The organism is Sphingomonas sp. BLHR8 (assembly GCF_056821725.1).
In genome coordinates, this window is record NZ_JBPDIM010000001.1 from 1,966,911 (window position 1) to 1,986,869 (window position 19,959).

Genomic DNA, 19,959 nt, shown 5'->3' on the forward strand with positions numbered 1-19,959 from the left:
TCACCGAAATTCCCCTCGAGAGGATTTGAGAGAGCTATGCTTCGTCGACTGATTCTGCCGACGCTGGCGGCCGCTGTGGCGCTCAGCCCGGCGACGTTGAACGCCCAGCTTTATGGGTCGCGCGCACCGGCCGCCCAGCGCGCCGCCGCTCCGGCAGCCGACCCCGCCATCCGCGCGTTGGTGGACCGCATCGCAATCCCCTACGAACGCTTCACGCTGCCGAACGGGCTGACGGTCATCACGCACACCGACCGCAAGGCGCCGGTGGTGGCCGTGTCGACGTGGTATAATGTCGGCTCGCGGCTCGAACCGGCGGGCTCGACCGGCTTTGCGCACCTGTTCGAACATATCATGTTCAACGGGTCGGAGAATAACCCGGGCGATTTCTTCACCGGACTTCAGCAGATCGGCGCGACGGATACCAACGGCACGACCAATGCGGATCGTACCAACTATTTCCAGACGGTTCCGACCGGCGCGCTCGAACGCGCGCTGTTCATGGAAGCTGACCGCATGGGCAACCTCCTCCCCGCGGTGACTCAGGCGACTCTCGATAACCAGCGCGGCGTGGTGCAGAACGAAAAGCGCCAGGGCGACAACAACCCATTCGGGCTGCTGCGCTACTATATCTTCGAGAATCTGTTCCCGCAGGGGCACCCCTATTATCATTCGACCATCGGTTCGATGGACGACCTCAACAGCGCGAGCCTCGATCGGGTGCGTAGCTGGTTCCGCGACAATTACGGCCCGAACAACGCGGTGTTGGTGCTCGCGGGCGACATTGATGCCGCGACGGCGCGGCCGATGGTGGAGCGGTGGTTCGGCGGCTTCCCGCGGGGCAACACCCCGATGCAGCCGCGCATCGAGATCCCGACGCTCCCCGCGCCGCTCGCCAAGGAGGTGACCGACCAGATCGCCAATCCGCGCATCTTCCGCATGTGGACGGTGCCGGGTTCGACCAGCGCCGAAGCGCCTAACCTCCAGCTCGCCGCGAGCGTGCTGGGCGGGCTCGGTTCCTCGCGCCTCGACAGTGCGCTAGTCCGCGGGCAGCAACTCGCGACCAGCGTCAGCGCGGGGTATCAGGGGTTCCGCGACGTTGGCCTGTTCATCGTGTCGGCCGATCTCAAGCCCGGTGCCGATCTTGCCGCGCTGAACCGCGAACTCGACAAGATCGTGGCGGACTTCCGCCGCGCGGGCCCGACCGCAGACGAACTGCAGCGCGCGCGCATGTCGGCGTTGTCGGGGCAGCTGTCGGGGCTCGAATCCGTCGGTGGTTTCGGCGGCAAGGCGACCGCGCTCGCCGAGGGCCAGCTCTATTCGGGTGACCCGAGCTTCTTTCGCACGCAGCTCAACCGTTTCGTGAGCGCAACCCCGGCGCAGGTGCAGGCGGCGATGAACCAGTGGACCTCGCGTCCGGTGTTCAGCCTCACCTACAAGCCGGGCCCGCGCACGGACAGCGGTGAAGGCCGCGGCGGAGCAACCCCGTCGCGGGTGCCGAGCCCGGAGGCGGCGCTCGAAGCGGCGTTTGCGCCCTCCTATCGCGTGACCCCGACGAGCGCGCAGCAGCGCGCCATGGGGCAGGGGCTAAGCGGGGTGATGACCGGCGCGTTTGCAACGACTCGCGATCCGCGCGTCGCATTGCAGACCGCTCCGACGCCGGTGGGTCAGCCCGCGGCAACGCCAGCCGGTCCGGCGCCAGCGCCGCGTCCTGCAACGCCGGCCGCGCCCGTGACCACCGCGCCCGCAGCTCAGGCGGCGGCAGCGACGACTCCGGCCCGGCCCGCGACCCGGCTCCAGCCACCCGCGCTGCAGCCGCTGCGCGAGCTCGACTTCCCGCGGATCGAGCGCGCGACGCTCGCCAACGGCATCAAGGTCTATTTCGCGCGCCGCTCGACGGTGCCGACGGTCCAGCTGCAGGTCAGCTTCGACGCCGGCGCCGCGGCCGATCCGAAAGAGCGGCAGGGTCTCCAGGCACTGACCATGGCAGTGATGGAGGAAGGAACCACCAGCCTCGACGCCGAGGAGCTGGCGATGGCGCAGGAGCGGTTGGGGGCGGGGATTTCGACGTCCATCACCGCCGACAACAGCGCGTTCGGCCTGTATGCACTGGCGCCCAACCTCCGACCGAGCCTGGCGCTGCTGGCGGACGTGATCCGCAACCCGGCGTTCGCGCCTGCGGAAATCGAACGACTGCGCACGCGCCAGCTCGCCGGAATCGCCGCGTCGCTCAACAGTCCGGCCGGGCTGGCGCAGCGGGCCTTGTTCCCGACGCTCTACGGTCCGATGCACCCTTACGGGTCGGTGTCGGCGCAGGGGTCGGTGGGTTCGGTGCGCGCGCTCACCCGCGATGACATGATCGCGTTCCAGCAGCGCTGGCTGCGTCCCGACAATGCCACCATCTACGCGGTGGGCGATGTGGCGCTGGCGGACCTGGTGCGCGATCTCAACGCGACGCTCGGCAATTGGCAGGCGCCTGCGGTGGCCAAGGGGGTCAAGGATTTCTCGACCGCCGTGCCCGCGCCGCGCCAGCGCATCCTGCTGATCGACCGACCGAACTCGCCGCAGTCGGTGATCACCGCAGCGCAGGTGCTCGATGCGCGCGGGCGCGACGACCTCGTGCCGCTGCAGACCGCCAACGACGTGCTCGGCGGCAACTTCCTCTCGCGCATCAACATGAACCTGCGCGAATCGAAGGGCTGGTCTTATGGCTCGCGCTCGTCCGTCGGCGGACAGGAGGAGCGCGTGCTGTTCACCGTCTCCGCTCCGGTCCAAGCCGACAAGACCGGCGATGCCATCCGCGAAATCCAGTCGGAAGTATCGCGCTTCGTCGGCACCGGCGGCATCACCGCGGACGAGCTCGACCGCACGATCAACGGCCAGGTGCGCGAGCTGCCCGGTAGTTTCGAGACCAGCAGTGATGTGCTGGGCGGGATCATCAGCATCGTCGAACGCGGGCGGCCGGACGATTATTATCAGCGCCTGCCCGCCCGCTACCGCTCGCTGACTGCGGGCCAGCTCGACACGTCGCTGCGCGGCCAGGTCGATCCGGCGAAGTTCGTGTACATCGTCGTCGGCAATGCCGCGACGGTGCGCCCGCAGCTTGAAGGGCTGGGCATGCCGATCGAGGTCGTGGACCCCGCGACGCTCGGTGGGCGTTGAGCCGCTGAATGGACCCGGTGCGGGGGTCGGGCTTTGCCGCCCCCCGCGTCTTTGACTGAGGAAGGACGAGAGAAATGTCGATCGACGGCAGCTATGATTGCGTGACCAAATCGCCGATGGGCGACCAGAAGTCGGTGTTTACCGTGAAATCGGACGGCTCGACGTTCACCGGCGAAAATGCCGGCCAGATGGGCAGCCTCGAGGTCGAAGACGGCAAGGTCGACGGCAACACGCTCACCTGGAAGATGCAGATGAAGGTGCCGATGCCGATGACGCTCGACTGCACGGCGACGATCGACGGCGACACGCTGACCGGCACGGTCAATGCGGGTGCGTTCGGCTCGATGCCGATGACCGGCACGCGCAAGGCCTGACGCCTTCGCCGCAAAGGCCTTACAGGGGCGTCCGGAGCGATCCGGGCGCCCCTTTCGCGTTTGGGACGCGCGACGCAACGCTTGCTCCCGCGCCAAGACGCCGTCACCATCCTGTAAAAGTCGGGGAGGGAATAATATGACAGGCTTGGCGCGCACCACTTCGCTGGCTCTCCTGCTGGGGGCGGCGACGCCGGCCATTGCCCAACCGGCGCCGACCACTTCACCCGCAGCGGCCAGCCTTCGCGCCGACATCGCGCGGGATATGCCGTCGCTGCTCGACATCTACCGCCAGCTCCACGCCAACCCCGAACTTGCCGGGAACGAGGTGCAGTCCGCCGCCCGCATGGCCCGCGAAGCGCGCGCGGCGGGCTTCACCGTGACCGAAGGCGTCGGCGGGCACGGCGTCGTCGCGGTGCTGCGCAACGGTCTCGGCCCTACGGTGCTGCTGCGCGCCGACATGGACGCTCTGCCAGTCACCGAAGCCACCGGCTTGCCCTTTGCGAGCCGCGTCACTGCGACCGCTGCGGGGGGCACCCAGACCGGAGTCATGCACGCCTGCGGGCATGACACGCACATGACCGCGTGGATATCCACCGCTCGGCGGATGGCGGCCAACCGGGCGAGCTGGTCGGGCACGCTGGTGATGATCGGCCAGCCGGCGGAGGAGACCGTCGCCGGCGCCCGGGCGATGATCGCCGACGGGCTGTTCACCCGCTGGCCGAAGCCGGACTATGCCATCGCCTTCCACGACGCCGCCAACCTTCCCGCTGGACAGATCGGCTACACGCCCGGTTTCGCGCTCGCCAACGTCGATAGCGTCGACATTCTCGTGAAGGGCATCGGCGGGCACGGGTCGATGCCGCAGACCACCCGCGACCCGATCGTGCTGGCGAGCCGCATCGTCGGTTCGCTGCAGACTCTGGTCAGCCGCGAGGTCGATCCGCAAGACGCGGCGGTGGTCACCGTCGGCAGCTTCCACGGCGGGACCAAGCACAACATCATCGGCGAAGAGGCGCGGCTGCAGATCACCGTGCGCAGCTATTCCGACGCGACGCGGCAGCTGTTGCTCGACGGAATCCGCCGCATCGCACGCGGGGAAGCGATCGCCGCCGGGATGCCCGACGACCGTATGCCGGAGGTAACCGTCAGCAACGAGAGCGCGAACGCGACCTACAATTTGCCCGAGTTCACCGAGCAGATGGCGGCGCTCGCCAGCCGGCACTTCGGCGCAGACCGTGTGACCCGCGTGCCCGCTTCGATGGGTGCGGAGGATTTCAGCGAAATCTACCGCGCCGACAACAATATCAAAACGCTGATCTTCTGGGTCGGCGGGGTGCCGCAGGCGCAGTGGGCGGCGGCGCAGGCCGGACGCGCGCGCCTCCCCTCGATCCACTCCCCCAACTGGGCGCCCGAGGCTGAGACCGTCATCGCCACCGCTTCGGAAGCGATGAGCCTGATGGCCATGTCGCTGATGCCGCGTGAGGCGGGGCGCGCGGCGGGGCAGCCTTGAGCGCCACCGCGCGTTTATTAGCTGCGCCGTCGACTGCCGCGGCGAACCACCGTCAGGGTTTGATCATGCGCTTTTCGACCGTCGTCCTCTCTGCCCCGTTCGCCCTGGTGCTTGCCGCGTGCGAGCGCGCGCCGGTCGCCGACACCGCCGGCACGCCGGGGGGGGGGCGAAATGTTCCGAGCGCTGCCGGCGCGCCGACCGGGGCGGTCGCCAATCAGGTTCCGGCCAACGCGCCCTGGCTCGGCACCTATGCGGGAACGGTGCCCTGCGCCTCCTGCCCCGGAATCGATACGCAACTGACGCTCGCGGGGGATGGGAGCTACGTGTTGAAGGAGACATATCGCGAATCCGGCGAGGCGCCGAGCGAGGAGCGCGGACGATACGCTCACGATGCGCAGCGTGCCGAAATCGCGCTCGACAGCGCCGGCGACGCGCGGCGTTACCGCATCGAGGCCGGCGCTCTGCGGCAATTGCAGCTCGATGGCGAGCCGGTCAGCGGCACCATGGCGGAGCTTTACGTCTTGCGCCGCGCGCGTTGAAGACGGCGGCGCTGCACGGCCCCCACCTTGCGCCCATCCCCAAGTCTCGGTAACGCGCGCCTTCGCCGCGGCGCGGGACGCGCAGGGGTATAGCTCAGTTGGTAGAGCATCGGTCTCCAAAACCGAGGGTCGTGGGTTCGAGTCCCTCTGCCCCTGCCAGTCCCGGCCCGGCGGCTGCCTCGCTTGCGCGCGTCGCCGCGCTCGCTTAAAGGGCGGCGCTTCGCGACAGTCGCGCTCTTGTCATGCGTCCATCGGGTCGCCGGCCGTCATCCTCGAGGAGAACCGGCCGCCCCGGCGAGGCGTGCGGCAGCTTGGGCGCGACGCGCGGACCGATGAGGATGGAATAGCATGGCCAAGACCAGTCCCGGCGAATTCGTTCGCCAGGTGCGCACGGAAATGGACAAGATCGTCTGGCCGACATCGCGCGAGACGATGGCGACGACGATCATGGTGCTGATCTTCACCGTCATCCTGTCGATCTTCTTCCTCGGCGTCGATGCCGTGTTCGCCGGCCTCGTGCGCTGGCTGCTGTCGCTCGCCGCCTGAGCCAAATTTCGGGAAACGATTTTCGATGAATCCGCGCTGGTACATCATCCACGCCTACTCCGGCTCCGAGAACAAGGTGCGCGAGGCGATCCATGTGGAGGCCGAGCGCATGGGTCTCGCCGAGCTGATCGAGCGGATCGAGGTGCCGACCGAGACGGTGACCGAGGTGAAACGCGGCAAGCGCGTCCAGTCGGAGCGCACGTCGATGGCGGGCTATGTCCTCGCCAAGCTGGTGATGACCGACGATGTCTATCACCTCATCCGCAACACGCCCAAGGTGACGGGTTTCCTCGGTGTGGCGGGCAAGCCGCAGGCGGTGCGCGAGAGCGAGGCGATGCGGATGCTGAACATCCGCGACGAGGCCGCCGCGCGCCCGAAGCAGGAAATCAAGGTCGATTACGAGATCGGCGACCAGGTGAAGCTGCTCGAAGGTCCGTTCGCGAGCTTCAACGGCATCGTCGAAGGGCTCGATTTCGACAAGGGCCGGGTCAAGGTCGGCGTGTCGATCTTTGGCCGCGCCACCCCGGTCGAACTCGAATTCGATCAGGTCGAACGCATCAAGTAATCGCCAACCCATGCCAAGGCGCCCGCTTGTGCGGCGTGAGTGCCATGTTAGGAAGGGTCGCCCGACTGGATCGGGTGCAGCGGATTGATCGACATTGTCAGCGTTTCCCTGGGGTGACCTAGCCATCCTGTTGGCGCTGATCGCGATCAACGGCGTTCTTTCGATGTCGGAACTGGCGATCGTATCGGCGCGCAAGCCGCGCCTCGATGCGATGGCGCGCAAGGGCCGGGGCGGGGCGCAGACCGCGATCGACCTTGCCGCCGACCCGGGGCGCTTCCTCTCCACGGTTCAGATCGGCATCACGCTCGTCGGCATCGTTGCGGGTGCCTATTCCGGCGCGAGCTTTCGCGAGCCGGTGGGCGCGATGCTCGAAAGCGGGCTGGGGCTCGAGCCCGCCACCGCGCGCACTGCCGCGCTGATCGCGGTGATCGGCACGACGACCTACCTCAGCCTGGTCATCGGCGAGCTCGTCCCGAAACAGTTTGCGCTGCGCTCGCCCGAGGCGATCGCGGCGGTCGTCGCGCTTCCGATGCGCTGGCTCGCGCGGCTTACGGCGCCGCTGGTGTGGCTGCTCGACGGCTCGAGCGCGCTCATTTTTCGCCTGCTGCGCATGCAGCGCGAAAGCGACTCCCGGGTGACCGCCGAAGAGCTGCACATGGTCGTTGCCGAAGCGTCTAAATCGGGCGTGATCGAGGAAAGCGAGCGCGCGATCATCTCGGGCGTGGTGCGGCTCGCCGACCGCCCGGTGCGCGAGGTGATGACTCCGCGCAAGGAGGTGGAATGGATCGACATCAACGCCGACCGGCAGGAACTGACCCGCCGTCTGGCCGACGTTCCGCACAGCCGGCTGCCGGTGGGTGAAGGCGCGGTCGATCGTCTCGTCGGCGTGGTGCAGGCGCGCGATGTCGCCGTCGCGCTTCTCAACGGCGAAAACGGCGACGTCGCCCAGCTGGTGCGCAAGGTGACGGTTGTACCCGAACAGCTCGACGCCATGGACGCCCTCGCGCGGCTCCACGCCAGCGAAGTGCCGATGCTGTTCGTTCACGACGAATATGGCCATTTCGAAGGCCTCGTGACGCCGAGCGATCTGATCGCCGCGATCAGCGGCGTGCAGGGGGTCAGCTCCGACGACAGCACCGAACCCGACTTTGTCGTGCGCGAGGATGGTTCGCTGATCGTGTCAGGCTCGGCGAGCGCGGACGCGCTGGCGGACCGGATTGGCATCGACCTTCCCGAAGACCGCGATTATGCGACCGCTGCCGGCCTCGCCCTGGCGGTGTTGCGCCACCTTCCCGCGGTGGGGGAGACGTTCGACTATGAAGGCTGGCGGTTCGAGATCGTCGACCTCGACGGACGCAAGATCGACAAGTTGATCGTCACCCCGCTTTAGGCGAGGCGTCAGTCGCCGCCGCCGCCATCTCCGCCGCCACCGCCGCCGCCGCTTTCGCCACCGTCCCCTGCCTCGCCGGCATGTTCGGCGCGCGAGTCATCGTGGGCGTCGGGAAAAGCTTCTCCGCCGCCACCGGTGCGGTGAACTCCACGGTCGGCCCTCTGCGCCGCTCGCCACCAAATCGGCGCGAAGAAGCCGATGGCGATGACGATCGGAACCGCCAACAGGAGTAGCGGCAGCGGGCCCACTTCGCCTCCGCTACTGGCTGCCCGGTGTCACCGCGCCGAAACGGGTCGCGTAACCGGCCTCGTCCCCTGCGCTCAGCAGGCGGGCCTGTTCGACCCAGTTGTCGCGCGCGATGCGGCCCTGAAAGCTGCCAAGGAAGCGGTCGACTTCGGCCACGTCGGCGTCGCTCCACGCCGCGATCTGGTCGAAACGGGTGATGCCGAGTTCGGCGAGTCGCGCCGACAGTTTCGGCCCCACCCCCTTCATGCGGGTCAGCGGGTCGGGGTCGCCCACCGCCGCCGCCACCGCAGGCCGTTCGTGAGCGAGTTCGGGATCGCTCGCCACCGGCACCGCGACCGGCGGCGGGGGAGGTTCGAACTCGACCCGCTGCGCCGCCTCGATCTCCGGCCGGCGCGGTTCGAGCCGGCCTTCGGGGCGGGGCGCCGGGGGCGCTTCCGGGCGCCGATTGGTGCTGCTCCGCCGTAGAAACAGGCGTGCAAAGATCGCCGTCAGCAGCAGAGCCGCGGCGATAATGATGCCCCACAGCAGCGCGGGGTCGATGGCGGAAAGGTCGATCATGGAGCCCCTTTACCCCAGCCGGGCGAGCTCGCGCCAGCCGATGTCGCGGCGGCAGAAGCCGTCGGCGAAGTCGATTACGTCGACCCCGGCATAGGCGACGTCGAGCGCCGCGCGCAGCGTCGGTGCCTTGCCGCAGACGTTCAGCACCCGTCCCCCGCTCGCCACGAGTGCGCCCTTTGCATCGAGCGCGGTGCCCGCGTGGAAGACCGTCGCGCCGGCCGCCGCCGCCGCGTCGAGCCCGCGGATGGCGCCGCCCTTCGCGGGCGTCCCCGGATAACCCTCCGCCGCCACCACTACAGTCGCCGCGACGTCGTCGTTGAAGCGCGGCGCGCCAAACTCCGCCAGTGTCCCGCGCGCGACCGCCAACGCCAGCGCAGCGAAATCGCCGGCGAACCGCAGCATCAGCACCTGACATTCGGGATCGCCGAAGCGGCAATTATATTCGATCAGCTTTGGTCCGTCGGCGGTGAGCATCAACCCTGCGTAGAGCACGCCGACATAAGGGTGCCCCGCCGCCGCCAGCGTTGCTACCGTCGGCGCCACGATCTCCGCCATCGCGCGGGCTTCGAGCTCGGGCGTCAGGACGGGCGCAGGGCTGTAGGCGCCCATGCCGCCGGTGTTGGGGCCGGTGTCGCCTTCGCCGACGCGCTTGTGGTCCTGCGCGCTGCCGAAGGGGACGACGGTTCGCCCGTCGCTGAGCGCGAACAGGCTCGCTTCCTCGCCTTCGAGGAACTCCTCGATGACCACCGGGCCGTCCACCAGCGCCTCGCGCGCGGCCTGTCGGGCCATCTCCGCGTCGGTGGCGACCACCACCCCCTTGCCCGCGGCGAGCCCGTCGGCCTTGACCACCACCGGCGCGCCGAAACGTGCGATGGCGTCATCCGCGGCCGCCACTTCGGTCACCCGCACCCATGCCGCGGTCGGAATGTTGGCGCGCTGGCAGATGCTCTTGGTGAAGGCCTTGCTCGCTTCGAGCCGCGCTGCGGCGGCATCGGGGCCGAACACCGCGATGCCGCTCGCCCGCAGCGCATCGCCAAGGCCAGCGCACAGCGGCGCCTCCGGCCCGACGACGACCAGGTCGATGGTGTGACTCGCGCACCAGGCCACCACGCCAGCGTGATCCCCGACATCCAGCTCGACCAGTTCCGCCACCTCGGCGATCCCCGGATTGCCCGGGGCGGCGTAGAGCTTTGAGAGGCTCGGCGATTGCGCCAGCTTCCACGCGAGGGCATGTTCGCGCCCACCCCCACCGATCAGAAGGATGCGCATTTCGTGTCAGGCTCCCCTTATGCCGGCGCCGGTCTGCCGTTCGGCGACGCGCCGGACGACCGCGCGGCGCTGGTAGCCCGCAGCGGCAGGGGAGACAATGCGGCGCCCCTGTCGGTCTCGGCGCTGTCTGCGGCGCTGAAACAGGCGGTCGAAAGCGGCTTTTCGCACGTACGAGTGCGGGGTGAAATCTCCGGCTTCAAGCGCGCCGCGTCGGGCCACGTTTACATGTGCCTCAAGGATGCGGACGCGACGCTCGACGCGGTGATGTGGCGCACCGCTGCCGCGCGCATCGCCTTTCGCGCCGAGGACGGCCTCGACGTTATCGCCACCGGGCGGCTCACGACCTACCCCGGTCGCTCCAAATATCAGCTGGCGGTGGAAAGTCTCGAGCTCGCCGGCGAAGGCGCGCTGCTGGCATTGCTCGAGAAGAACCGCCAGCGTTTCGCGGCGGAGGGCCTGTTCGCGAACGCCCGTCCGCTGCCAACCATGCCGCGAGTGATCGGCGTCGTCACCTCCCCCACCGGCGCGGTGATCCGCGACATCATCCATCGCATCGAGGACCGCTTTCCGACGCGCGTCCTCGTCTGGCCGGTGCGCGTGCAAGGGCAGGGCGCGGCGGAGGAGGTGGCGGCGGCGATCCGCGGCTTCGGCGCGATTCCGGCTGGCGGCGCGGTGCCGCGCCCCGACCTCATCATCGTCGCGCGCGGCGGCGGCTCGATCGAGGATCTGTGGGCGTTCAACGAGGAGGTGGTGGTGCGCGCCGCCGCCGCCTCCCCCATCCCGCTGATCAGCGCCGTGGGGCACGAAACCGACACCACGCTGATCGATCACGCCGCCGACCGCCGCGCGCCGACCCCGACCGCCGCGGCGGAGATGGCGGTGCCGGTGCGCGCCGAGCTCGCCGCCGGGGTCGCCGACGTCGCCGCCCGGCTGCTGCGCGGCTGGGCACGCCTTGCCGGTGAGCGGCGCCAGCGGCTCAGCGACTGCGCGCACCGCATCCCGTCACGCGACCGGCTGGTGGCGCCGCAGCGCCAGCGGCTTGACGAGGCGGGCGAGCGATTCGGCGCGGCACTGGTGCGCCTGTCGGGCGATGCGCGCGCGCAGCTCGATCGCATCGCCTGCACGCTGCGGGTCGACCTTCTCGCCCGCCGCGCCGGGGAGGCGCGCACGCGCCGCGACGAAGCGTGGGACCGTCTGCCGAGCGCCGACCGTTTGCTCGCCCCGCGCCGCGCGGCACTTGCAGCGCAAAGCGCGCGGCTGCCGGGTGCACTGGACCTCGCCCATGCCCGCGCCGCCCATGCGCTGGAGGGGGCCGGTGGTGCGCTCAAGCTTGGCCTGCTCGAGGCCCCGCTCGCCCGCGCCCGCGCCGAAGCGGACGGACTCTGGCGCGTCGCCAGGAGCCTCGATCCGCGCGCGCTTCTGGCGAAGGGTTACGCGATCGTGCTCGACCCGCAACGCCACGTCGTCGCAAGTGCCGCGGTAGCGAAAAAGCTGCCTCATCTGGCGCTGCAATTCGCCGATGGGGAGGTCGCGGTGCGGACCGATGCCGTTTCGCCTCCCACCCGCCCGCGAGGGACGGGGCCGACGCCACCGCCGCGTGCGGGTCAGGGCAGCCTGTTCGATTGATCCGCGCCGCCTTGCTCTCTCCTCGCGGCGTCGGCACAATCGCGTCATGTTGAAGGCCATTCGATCGAGCGAGGCGCAGCTGCGCTACATGCCCAACGGATTTCGCGTGATGGTGCCCGGCGACCATGTGCGCTGCGCCGTGTCCGGGGAGGCGATCCCGCTCGACGAGCTGCGTTACTGGTCGGTCGAGTTGCAGCAGGCCTACGCGAGTTGCGCGCTGGCGGTGCAGGCGATCACCGGACGGCGTGCCGAGACCGGGGTCCCGGCCTGATGCGTGCACGCTGGCGGATGGTCGCGCTCGCCGGGACGCTCCCGCTGCTTGCGACGTGCGTGACGACGCCGCGCTCGAACTCTTCCGCCGATGCCCTTCCGCCACCGGTCGCGGGTCAATCGCCGATTCCCCGGCCGCCGATCGTGCCCGAGCCGGCACTCACCCTGACGCTCGATTCGACGGAGGCGCGGCAGGGCAGCCTTCTGTATGGCCGTACCAACGCGCGCCGCTTGACGCTGAACGGCGAAGAGGTGCGGGTCGCCGACGACGGGCGCTTCATCGTCGCGCTCGATCGGGACGCGGCGGCGTCGGCGCAGCTCGTCGCCGAGCGAGGGCAGGACGTGCAACTCCTCACGCTCAACGTCGCGCCGGGCGGTTGGCGGATCGAGAATGTCGACGCACCCTTTCGCGGTAGCGCGGGCAGCGACGCGGAGTTCGAACGCCGCCGCCCCGCCGAGCTGGCACAGATCAACGCGGCTCGCGCGCGCACCGACATCGTCTCGGACGGATGGCGGCAGAATTTCATCTGGCCGGCGAGGGGCCGGATATCCGGGCTGTTCGGTTCGCAGCGTGTCTATCGCGGGCAGCCGGGCAGCTACCACAGCGGGGTCGACGTCGCCTCGGGTGCGGGGTCGGTGTTCGTGGCCCCGGCCGACGGGGTGGTGACGCTCGCGGCGACCAGCCCCTTCACGCTGGAGGGTAATCTCCTCATCGTCGACCATGGTTTCGGGCTGTCGAGCGCCTTTCTCCACGCGCAATCGCTCGATGTGCGCACCGGGGAGCGCGTCACGCAGGGCCAGCGGCTCGGTCGTGTCGGCGCCACCGGGCGGGTGTCGGGGCCGCACCTCCACTGGGCGATGCGCTGGCGTGGCGCGCGCATCGATCCGCAGCGGCTAGTCGGAGAGATGTCGTCGGCGGCAGGTCGCCAGAACCGCTGATCGTTACGCTCCTGTGACACTGGTGCCACAACTTTAGTAAAAAGGACTTCGGTCGCCGTTTGAGGGCTTTACCTCGGCCCGTGGTCGCGTCAGTCACATGCCATCCTCGTCCCAGTGCGGGCGCGTTCGGCGTGCGCGGTGACCAGGGGGCAGTTTTCGGGGACGTGGCACGGGAGGCCGCGTTCAGGGGAAAGGGTTTAGCAGTGAACACCAACCGCATCGCAAAGTTTAAGGCCGGGTCCGCCCCGCTGGTGCTGGGCCTCGCCATGATCGCGAGCCCCGCCTACGCGCAGGTGACGTCGGCTGAGGCCGCCAATGTTCAGGAAGGTCCGGCGCAGGACGAAGCGGGCGACATCATCGTCACCGGCTCGCTGATTCGGAACCCGAACGTCAACTCGTCGAGCCAGGTGCAGGTCATCAGCGAGAACGAGCTGACGCTGCGTGCGCCGGTCACCGCTGAAGAGGCCGTGCGCCAGATTCCGGGCGTGGTTCCGGGTATCGGCACGCAGGTCAACAACGGGTCGAACGGCACCAACTCGATCGACCTTCGCGGTCTCGGCCTGCAGCGCAACCTCGTGCTGCTCGATGGCAACCGCATCGTGCCCGCGCTTTCCAACGGCGCGGTCGACCTCAATAACATCCCTGTCGCGCTCCTGTCGCGCGTGGACGTGCTGACCGGTGGCGCCTCGACCACCTATGGTGCGGACGCGGTGTCGGGCGTGGTGAACTTCATCACCCGCAGCGATTTCTCGGGCATCGACGCGCGTGCGGGCTATCGCATCACCGAACGTGGTGACGGCGGCACCTTCCGCGCCGACCTCACCATCGGCGGCAACTTTGCCGACGACCGCGGCAACGCGGTGCTCAGCATGGGCTACACCGAAGCGGACCCGATCTACCAGGGCGCCCGCGACATTTCGCTGTTCGGCATCTCGTCCGCCAGCGGCCGTGCGTCAGGCGCGTCATTCACCTCGGTCCCGACGACCTTCTCGTTCGCGGATGCCGATCTGCAGCTCGATCCTACGGCGACGAGCCTCGTGCCGCAGTACCAGGGGTTCAACTTCAACCCCTACAACATCTTCCAGACGCCGCTTGAGCGTAAGAGCCTCTATGGTGCGGCGCGCTTCGACGTGACCGACGGCATCCAGGTCTACGCCCGCGCCATGTTCGCGCAGACGCAGATCCAGTCGATCATCGCGCCGTCGGGCATCTTCGGTGAAACGCTGAACATCCCGGCGAACAACCCGTACCTGACGCCCGCGCTTCGCACCCAGCTGTGCGCTGCGGCGGGGATCGCGGCCGCGACTTGCACCGGCGCAACGCCGATTCCCGTGGCGGTCTACCGCCGCCTGGTCGAACTCGGGCCGCGCATCGGCAATTATGAAAACAACGTCTGGGATGCCCGGGGCGGCGTTCGGTTCAATGTGACCGACAATCTCGACTTCGACTTTTCGGCGAGTTCGGGTCGCAGTGAGCAGACGCAGACCAACTCGGGATACGTGCTGCGCTCGCGCGTCCAGCAGGCCCTGAATGCTTCGACGACAACTGGGTGCACCGTCACCACCGGTGGCTGCGTCCCGCTTAACCTGTTCGGCCCGGCGGGCAGCATCACCCCGGCGCAGGTCGCCTTCCTCCAGGGTCAGAGCACGGTGCGCATCAACACCACGCTCGATCAGGTCCGAGGAATCCTCTCGGGCGACTTTGGTCTCAACTTCGTCGTTGATCAGCCAGTCAGCTTCGCGCTCGGCGCCGAATATCGCGACTATGGCTATCAGCGCGTGCCGGACGCCTTCGCGGCGAGCCCGGGCGAGCTGGGCGGCTCAGGTGGCGCGGTCACCGCATTTTCTGGCGGCTACAAGGTCAAGGAACTGTTTGGCGAAGTCATCGCTCCGCTGCTCGCCGACCGTCCGTTCTTCAACACGCTGACATTGGAAGCCGGTGTCCGCTACTCGTCCTATGACGTCGAGGCGCCGGGCAACCCGTCGTTCGAAACCTGGACGTACAAGGGCGGTGCTACTTGGGAGCCGTTCGACGGCTTCCGTGTGCGCGGTATCTATCAGCGTGCGGTTCGCGCGCCGAACATCGGTGAACTGTTCGCGCCGGTTTCGACGGGCCTGACCAATCTGGCCGTTGATCCGTGTGCCGGCGCGGCGCCCGCGACCAACCCCAATCTGGCGGCGATCTGTATCGCTCAGGGCGCCCCGGCTTCGGCGATCGGTACGATCCAGAACCCGTCTTCCGGGCAGTCGAACGGCACGGGTGGTGGTAACCCGAACATCCAGCCGGAGAAGGCGGATACGTTCACCGCTGGTGTGGTGTTCAGCCCGCGGGCGTTCATTAGCGGGCTGACCTTCTCGGTCGACTACTACAACATCGTTGTGAACGATGCGATCACCGCGCAGACGCCGGGCGACGCCATCGATGCTTGCTTTGCTTCGATCACCTCGGCCTCGGCTTCGTCGCCGGCCTGCCTTGCCATTCGTCGGAACCCGGCGAACGGTCGTCTGAGCGGTTCGGCTTCGAACACGCCTGGCTTGGCTCTGCCACTGACGAACAACGGTCGCCTGTCGACCGCCGGTATCGACTTCACGGCGGATTACCGTCGCGACTTCGGCGTGTTCGATTTGAACCTGAACTTCGTCGGGAACTGGACGCATCATCTTCGCTTCCAGTCGTCGCCGAGCGCCCCTACCCGCGAGTGCGTCGGATTCTACTCGGCGAACTGCGGTCCGACGCTGGGTCAGATCCAGCCGGAGTTCTCGTTCCAGCAGCGCACCACGCTCGGGTTTGATGGCGTGTCGCTGTCATTGCTGTGGCGGCACATCGATCCGGTCCGCTACGAGCCGGGCCTGAGGCCGCTGTTCAGCGGGACGGTGACCAATGCCCCCGGCGCGTCGTCGCCGCTCACGGGTGGGACGTACGACTTTAACCGGATCAAGGCGTACGACTATTTTGATCTGTCGGCTCAGTTCGAAATCAACGAGAATTTCCAGCTGACCATCGGTGCGTTCAACCTGTTTGATCGCGCTCCGCCGCTGGTCGGTTCGGAGGCCGGTTCGACCAGTGCGAACAGCGGGAACACGTTCCCGTCGACGTACGACACGCTGGGTCGCAGCTACAGCGCGCAGGTTCGCGTTCGCTTCTAACGCGATCGCCAACCCGCAGACGGAAAGGGCGGCCAAATGGCCGCCCTTTTTCGTTCTAGCATTGATCCTCCGCGGCTCTCGCCACGCACCCAGGCCGGCGGCTTTTACGTCAGAGCGGCGACGGTGGCGTCATCGCGATCGCGTTTGCTTCCGCGACCGCCAGCGCCCAGCCGTGCACCTTTTCCACCTCGTCCTGATGCGCCCGCACTGCGGCCTCGCGCGCGCGAATGCGCTCCTCTGGCGAGAAGGCCGTGCCGAATTTGGCATGTGTTCCGAACACGCGCGTGATCATCGCGGCGCGGCTGCCCTCGTCGGTGGCGATCCCGAAGTGACGGTCGAGTGCCGCGACATAATCGAGCGGCCGCGCAGTCAACGCCTCGCTATCCAGCGTACGTATGCGCTGCGGGGCGGCGCCCGCGATCCGCCCGAACAGCCGATGTTGGGCCAGCCACCCCGCTGCTGCGACCTGCAGGTCGGTCAGCATAAACATCTCATCGGCGTCGATACCGAGGTCGGTCAGGCCGTCGCGGTGCAATTTGAGATAGAGGTCCCGCACCCAACGACGGCCCCACAGCCCCTTGTTCGCGATCGACGCCAGATACACCTCGAGCGGCGCGTAGAGTAGCAAAGCCTTGGGTTGCGGTGCCACCCTAAGGAGCCCCTCGATCAGCCCTGACACAACGTTGGATGGTTTGATCACCGCCACTTCGCCCGGCACAAACGGTCGCGCGAGCAATGTCACGCTGTCGCACATACGAGCCGCGAGTTGATCCGCGTCGGCCCCGCGGTGCCGCCAGCCGACGAGGTCGTTGAGGATGGCCGGTTCCTTGAGGCTGAAGCTCGTGCCCGGCCGATCATAGGCGTTGGCGAGCAACGTCGAGCAGCAATAGGCCGAGTGAAAAATGAAATGAACCGGCGCGGGCGTGCCACATTGCGCGAGGACCTCCGCACGACGCGCCACCACTGGACTGCCGGCAGACGCGAGGTGCGCGTCGATCAGGAACGGCACCTCCGCCCTCACCGCCCGCGGCACATCGATCAGATGGACGGAGTCATGTGCCGGATCGTAGCGGTGGGCGAGCCACTGAGGCAGGAGGCGGGACTCGGTCGATTGTGACATGCGCGCGGGGTGCCAAGGCTCAGCATGCGACGCAAGCCGGCGCTTGATTCACCCGACGCGACGCGACACGACTGGTCTCATGAACGCAGTCACATCGTCCTCGCTCGCGCAGCACCTGCATCAGGCCAAAGCTGCTGAGGATGCGGGTGATCTGGCGCGCGCGCACTCGCTACTGACAGCCGCAGCGGCGGACCATCCGGACAGCCCGCACGTTCATAACAGCTTTGGCATGCTGGCCTTGCGTCAGGGTGACGGTGCAGAAGCGGCGAGATGGTTTGTGCGCGCTGTAGAGCTTGCACCCCATGAAGCCGCGCTGCGGGTCAATCTCGCCACGGCTCACCGTACCGCCGGCGACGCAGCCGCAGAGCAGCAGGCGCTCGAATCGGTCCTGCGGATCGACCAGCGCCATTTCGTCGCGCGACTGCGGCTTGCCGAGCTGTTCGAGCGCTCGGGCCGCGGCGCGCTGGCGGTTCAGCACTGGAGCGCGGTGGTCCAGCTCGCCCAGGGCATAGACCGCCCCCCGCCGGTGGTGGCCGACGCCCTTGCGCGAGGTCTTCGCTATCTCGAGGAACATAACCTCGCGTTCGCCGAAACGCTGACGAAACGCTTCGGCGGCGCCCTCCCCGACGGAGCGCCGCATCGACGTGTGCGCGCGGCCATCGATCACGCGCTCGGGCGGCGCAAGGTTTATCGGAGCGAGTGCGCGGGCCTTTACGTCCCCTTTCTCCCTGCCGATGAGTTCTTCGACCGCGCGATGCTGCCCTGGCTCGACGAGGTCGAGCAGCACACCGCGGCCATCCGCGCGGAGGCGCTGCGACTCGTCGCGGATGGCGATCCGTCGATCCGTCCTTACGTCGAGCAGGACGAGGGAACGCCCGAAAACAAGTGGAGTGCGCTTGATCGCTCGCACGACTGGAGCGCCTGTTTCCTGTGGGACCAGGGGGTACGGAACGACGCCGTTGCGGATCGCTGCCCCGCGACGATGCAGGCGCTGGCTTGTGCTCCTCCGCACATCGTGCCCGGCAAGGCGCCGACCGCTTTTTTCTCGATCCTGAAACCGGGCGCGCACATTCCGCCCCACACCGGCGTCACCAATGCGCGGGCCATCATTCACCTGCCGCTCGTGGTACCCGAGGGGTGCAGCTTCCGGGTCGGTGGAGAAACGCGCTTCTGGCGCGAGGGTGAGGCGTTCGCATTTGACGATACGATCGAGCATGAGGCGATCAACCCGACCGACAAGGAGCGCATCGTCCTTATATTCGACGTCTGGAACCCGCACCTTTCGGAGGACGAAGCGGAAGGGCTGGCGACCTTCTTTGACGTCGCGCACCTGAATATGGTGAGTGCCGAACGCTAGAACGCGATGCCAGCCTGTTCGAAGACGCGCACGGCGGGTTTCAAAAAGCTATCATAGTGATGCCAGCGCCCCACCGACTGCGTATGCAGGGGACGACGCACTTGCCAGCTCGCCGCGGTGCGGATCGATGACGGCATATCGGCCGCGTGTTCGCTTGGCTGCAGTCCGGCAGCCCGGTGAACGCGCTCGGAAGCTTTCGTCGGGTCCTGCACCAACTCCTCATAATCGACGGTGGCAATTGGTGACGGGACCCTCTGCTCCCACGCCTCAATCAGGCGGGCGTATTGCACGTAGGCGTGCGCCGCCGCGCTGATATCGTGCGTGTAGAGCATCCCGTCATGGAAGCGCAGGAACCACGTGGAGGTGATGATGTCGAGCGGATGGCGCCGGGTGTGGATCAGCGGCGCGTTCGAAAACATGGCTGCGATCAAAGGAAGATACCGATAATTGTCGCAGCGTTTGTCGGTGAACTTCCCGAGGACCGCGGGCGCGGCGTTGAAATAGGCCGTGCGCAGTGCGCCGATGCCTGACGCCGTCAGTGCCTCGCGCGACGGCAGGCCCTGGGGGAAGCGTCGCATCAGCGCGGGGATCGTCTCAAGCTCCCCACCTCCGGTTACCTCCGGATGTTTGGCGCAAAGAGTTTCGACGAGTGTGGACCCGGAGCGAAACATGCCGAAGATGAAGATCGGCCCTGCGCCCCCGGCGTCGGGCAACTCGACGGAGGGCAATGGCGCACGAAATGTTCGGACGAGCGCCTCGCTCAGCGCTTCCTCGCGCGCCGGGTCGTAGCGCTGTGGAATGAGCGAGGCTGCGATGAGGTTGGCGGCTTCAGCCGCCTGCCCGGCTCGATGATAATCACCGACCGCATCGAACAGGTTGCCGGCAGCGAAGAGCAAGTCCGCGCGCGCGTCCAGATCGGCGGCGAACGAGATCGCACGTTCGATCTCGTCCACCATTGCCGCGGCCTGCCCGCGATGAACGGCGATCGCCGCGAGTCGGCTCCAGGCGCGCGCATTGCGGGGCTCGACAGCGATGACATTGCGATAGCGTGCAGTCGCTGCATCCGCGTCGCCCAGATCTTCATGAATTTGCCCGGCAGCGAGCTGAACGGGGACGGGCGCCTCGCCGGATTTGTCGCGTCGCTCCAATGCCGCCAGAGCAGCTGCGGTGTCACCGAGGTCTTCGGAGAGCACCACCGCCTCGTTGATAGCGCACGCGTCGCCGAGTGCAGGCGAATGGCTTGCCGCCTGGCGATAGCAATCGACCGCAAGAGCAAATTGCCGACGGCGGCGCGCGACCCATCCGCGGTCGAACCACCCATCGGCATGCGAAGGATATCGCGCGA

At 67.8% G+C, this 19,959-nt stretch carries 17 protein-coding genes and 1 tRNA gene; 13 read left to right on the top strand and 5 right to left on the bottom strand.

The features are described 5' to 3' along the window. Positions 1–36: 36 nt before the first annotated feature. From ACRYJK_RS09825 to ACRYJK_RS09860, 8 genes are all read left to right on the top strand, one after another. A complete protein-coding gene (locus tag ACRYJK_RS09825) occupies positions 37–3,159 on the top strand; it encodes a M16 family metallopeptidase (protein WP_482667323.1) in 3,123 nt (1,040 codons plus the stop codon). A 74-nt stretch (positions 3,160–3,233) separates the two neighbouring features. Next, positions 3,234–3,533, top strand: coding sequence for a hypothetical protein (locus ACRYJK_RS09830; RefSeq protein ID WP_482667324.1), 300 nt, complete (start codon positions 3,234–3,236; stop codon positions 3,531–3,533). Between the two features lie 136 nt (positions 3,534–3,669). Beyond that, positions 3,670–5,043, top strand: a complete 1,374-nt coding sequence (locus ACRYJK_RS09835; protein WP_482667325.1) for an amidohydrolase — start codon at positions 3,670–3,672, stop codon at positions 5,041–5,043. A gap of 65 nt (positions 5,044–5,108) precedes the next feature. Next, a complete protein-coding gene (locus ACRYJK_RS09840; RefSeq protein ID WP_482667326.1) occupies positions 5,109–5,582 on the top strand; it encodes a copper resistance protein NlpE in 474 nt (157 codons plus the stop codon). Positions 5,583–5,665: 83 nt separating this feature from the next. Continuing rightward, positions 5,666–5,741, top strand: a tRNA-Trp gene (locus tag ACRYJK_RS09845). Positions 5,742–5,930: 189 nt separating this feature from the next. Continuing rightward, positions 5,931–6,128, top strand: coding sequence for a preprotein translocase subunit SecE (gene secE, locus ACRYJK_RS09850; protein ID WP_482667327.1), 198 nt, complete (start codon positions 5,931–5,933; stop codon positions 6,126–6,128). A gap of 25 nt (positions 6,129–6,153) precedes the next feature. Then, positions 6,154–6,693 (top strand): transcription termination/antitermination protein NusG, encoded by a 540-nt coding sequence (nusG, locus tag ACRYJK_RS09855; RefSeq protein WP_482667328.1) that lies wholly within the window; start codon positions 6,154–6,156, stop codon positions 6,691–6,693. Between the two features lie 94 nt (positions 6,694–6,787). Next, entirely contained in the window at positions 6,788–8,083 is a 1,296-nt protein-coding gene (locus ACRYJK_RS09860) for a hemolysin family protein (protein ID WP_482667329.1), read from the top strand. An 8-nt stretch (positions 8,084–8,091) separates the two neighbouring features. Here ACRYJK_RS09860 and ACRYJK_RS09865 read toward each other — a convergent pair whose 3' ends face one another. The 3 genes from ACRYJK_RS09865 to purD are packed head-to-tail and all read right to left on the bottom strand — an operon-like array spanning position 8,092 to position 10,156. Then, positions 8,092–8,331, bottom strand: coding sequence for a hypothetical protein (locus ACRYJK_RS09865; protein WP_482667330.1), 240 nt, complete (start codon positions 8,329–8,331; stop codon positions 8,092–8,094). A gap of 10 nt (positions 8,332–8,341) precedes the next feature. Further along, the gene (locus ACRYJK_RS09870; protein WP_482667331.1) at positions 8,342–8,887 is read right to left on the bottom strand and encodes a hypothetical protein; all 546 of its coding nucleotides are present in this window, start codon (positions 8,885–8,887) and stop codon (positions 8,342–8,344) included. A 9-nt stretch (positions 8,888–8,896) separates the two neighbouring features. After that, a complete protein-coding gene (gene purD, locus ACRYJK_RS09875) occupies positions 8,897–10,156 on the bottom strand; it encodes a phosphoribosylamine--glycine ligase (RefSeq protein WP_482667332.1) in 1,260 nt (419 codons plus the stop codon). On the opposite strand from purD, the gene xseA reads away from it, so the two are divergent. The 4 genes from xseA (at position 10,118) to ACRYJK_RS09895 (ending at position 16,137) form a co-directional block, all read left to right on the top strand. Further along, positions 10,118–11,782 carry an exodeoxyribonuclease VII large subunit gene (xseA, locus tag ACRYJK_RS09880; RefSeq protein WP_482667333.1) on the top strand — a complete coding sequence of 555 codons (1,665 nt, stop codon included), beginning with the start codon at positions 10,118–10,120 and terminating at the stop codon, positions 11,780–11,782. The two genes, purD and xseA, sit on opposite strands and share 39 nt — an antisense overlap. A 46-nt stretch (positions 11,783–11,828) precedes the next feature. Next, positions 11,829–12,053 carry a DUF2093 domain-containing protein gene (locus tag ACRYJK_RS09885; protein ID WP_482667334.1) on the top strand — a complete coding sequence of 75 codons (225 nt, stop codon included), beginning with the start codon at positions 11,829–11,831 and terminating at the stop codon, positions 12,051–12,053. Beyond that, entirely contained in the window at positions 12,053–12,991 is a 939-nt protein-coding gene (locus ACRYJK_RS09890; protein ID WP_482667335.1) for a M23 family metallopeptidase, read from the top strand. The genes ACRYJK_RS09885 and ACRYJK_RS09890 overlap by 1 nt, the downstream gene beginning before the upstream one ends. Before the next feature lie 203 nt (positions 12,992–13,194). Next, positions 13,195–16,137: a TonB-dependent receptor domain-containing protein gene (locus ACRYJK_RS09895; RefSeq protein WP_482667336.1), complete on the top strand. Its 2,943-nt coding sequence runs from the start codon at positions 13,195–13,197 to the stop codon at positions 16,135–16,137. A gap of 109 nt (positions 16,138–16,246) precedes the next feature. Here ACRYJK_RS09895 and ACRYJK_RS09900 read toward each other — a convergent pair whose 3' ends face one another. Then, on the bottom strand, positions 16,247–17,257 hold the full coding sequence (locus ACRYJK_RS09900; RefSeq protein ID WP_482667337.1) for a hypothetical protein: 1,011 nt from the start codon (positions 17,255–17,257) through the stop codon (positions 16,247–16,249). On the opposite strand from ACRYJK_RS09900, the gene ACRYJK_RS09905 reads away from it, so the two are divergent. Next, positions 17,256–18,614, top strand: coding sequence for an aspartyl/asparaginyl beta-hydroxylase domain-containing protein (locus ACRYJK_RS09905; protein WP_482667338.1), 1,359 nt, complete (start codon positions 17,256–17,258; stop codon positions 18,612–18,614). The genes ACRYJK_RS09900 and ACRYJK_RS09905 overlap by 2 nt on opposite strands. Here the strand turns inward: ACRYJK_RS09905 and ACRYJK_RS09910 are convergent. Beyond that, positions 18,611–19,807, bottom strand: a complete 1,197-nt coding sequence (locus ACRYJK_RS09910) for a tetratricopeptide repeat-containing sulfotransferase family protein (RefSeq protein ID WP_482667339.1) — start codon at positions 19,805–19,807, stop codon at positions 18,611–18,613. The two genes, ACRYJK_RS09905 and ACRYJK_RS09910, sit on opposite strands and share 4 nt — an antisense overlap. Positions 19,808–19,959: the final 152 nt, after the last annotated feature.

Coding starts and splice junctions, on each gene's coding strand:
- ACRYJK_RS09885 (WP_482667334.1), top strand. CDS start 11,829: ATGTTGAAGGCCATTCGATCGAGCGAGGCGCAGCTGCGCTACATGCCC.
- ACRYJK_RS09890 (WP_482667335.1), top strand. CDS start 12,053: ATGCGTGCACGCTGGCGGATGGTCGCGCTCGCCGGGACGCTCCCGCTG.
- ACRYJK_RS09825 (WP_482667323.1), top strand. CDS start 37: ATGCTTCGTCGACTGATTCTGCCGACGCTGGCGGCCGCTGTGGCGCTC.
- nusG (WP_482667328.1), top strand. CDS start 6,154: ATGAATCCGCGCTGGTACATCATCCACGCCTACTCCGGCTCCGAGAAC.
- purD (WP_482667332.1), bottom strand. CDS start 10,156: ATGCGCATCCTTCTGATCGGTGGGGGTGGGCGCGAACATGCCCTCGCG.
- xseA (WP_482667333.1), top strand. CDS start 10,118: ATGTTCGCGCCCACCCCCACCGATCAGAAGGATGCGCATTTCGTGTCA.
- ACRYJK_RS09905 (WP_482667338.1), top strand. CDS start 17,256: ATGCGCGCGGGGTGCCAAGGCTCAGCATGCGACGCAAGCCGGCGCTTG.
- ACRYJK_RS09870 (WP_482667331.1), bottom strand. CDS start 8,887: ATGATCGACCTTTCCGCCATCGACCCCGCGCTGCTGTGGGGCATCATT.
- ACRYJK_RS09830 (WP_482667324.1), top strand. CDS start 3,234: ATGTCGATCGACGGCAGCTATGATTGCGTGACCAAATCGCCGATGGGC.
- ACRYJK_RS09900 (WP_482667337.1), bottom strand. CDS start 17,257: ATGTCACAATCGACCGAGTCCCGCCTCCTGCCTCAGTGGCTCGCCCAC.
- ACRYJK_RS09835 (WP_482667325.1), top strand. CDS start 3,670: ATGACAGGCTTGGCGCGCACCACTTCGCTGGCTCTCCTGCTGGGGGCG.
- ACRYJK_RS09840 (WP_482667326.1), top strand. CDS start 5,109: ATGCGCTTTTCGACCGTCGTCCTCTCTGCCCCGTTCGCCCTGGTGCTT.
- secE (WP_482667327.1), top strand. CDS start 5,931: ATGGCCAAGACCAGTCCCGGCGAATTCGTTCGCCAGGTGCGCACGGAA.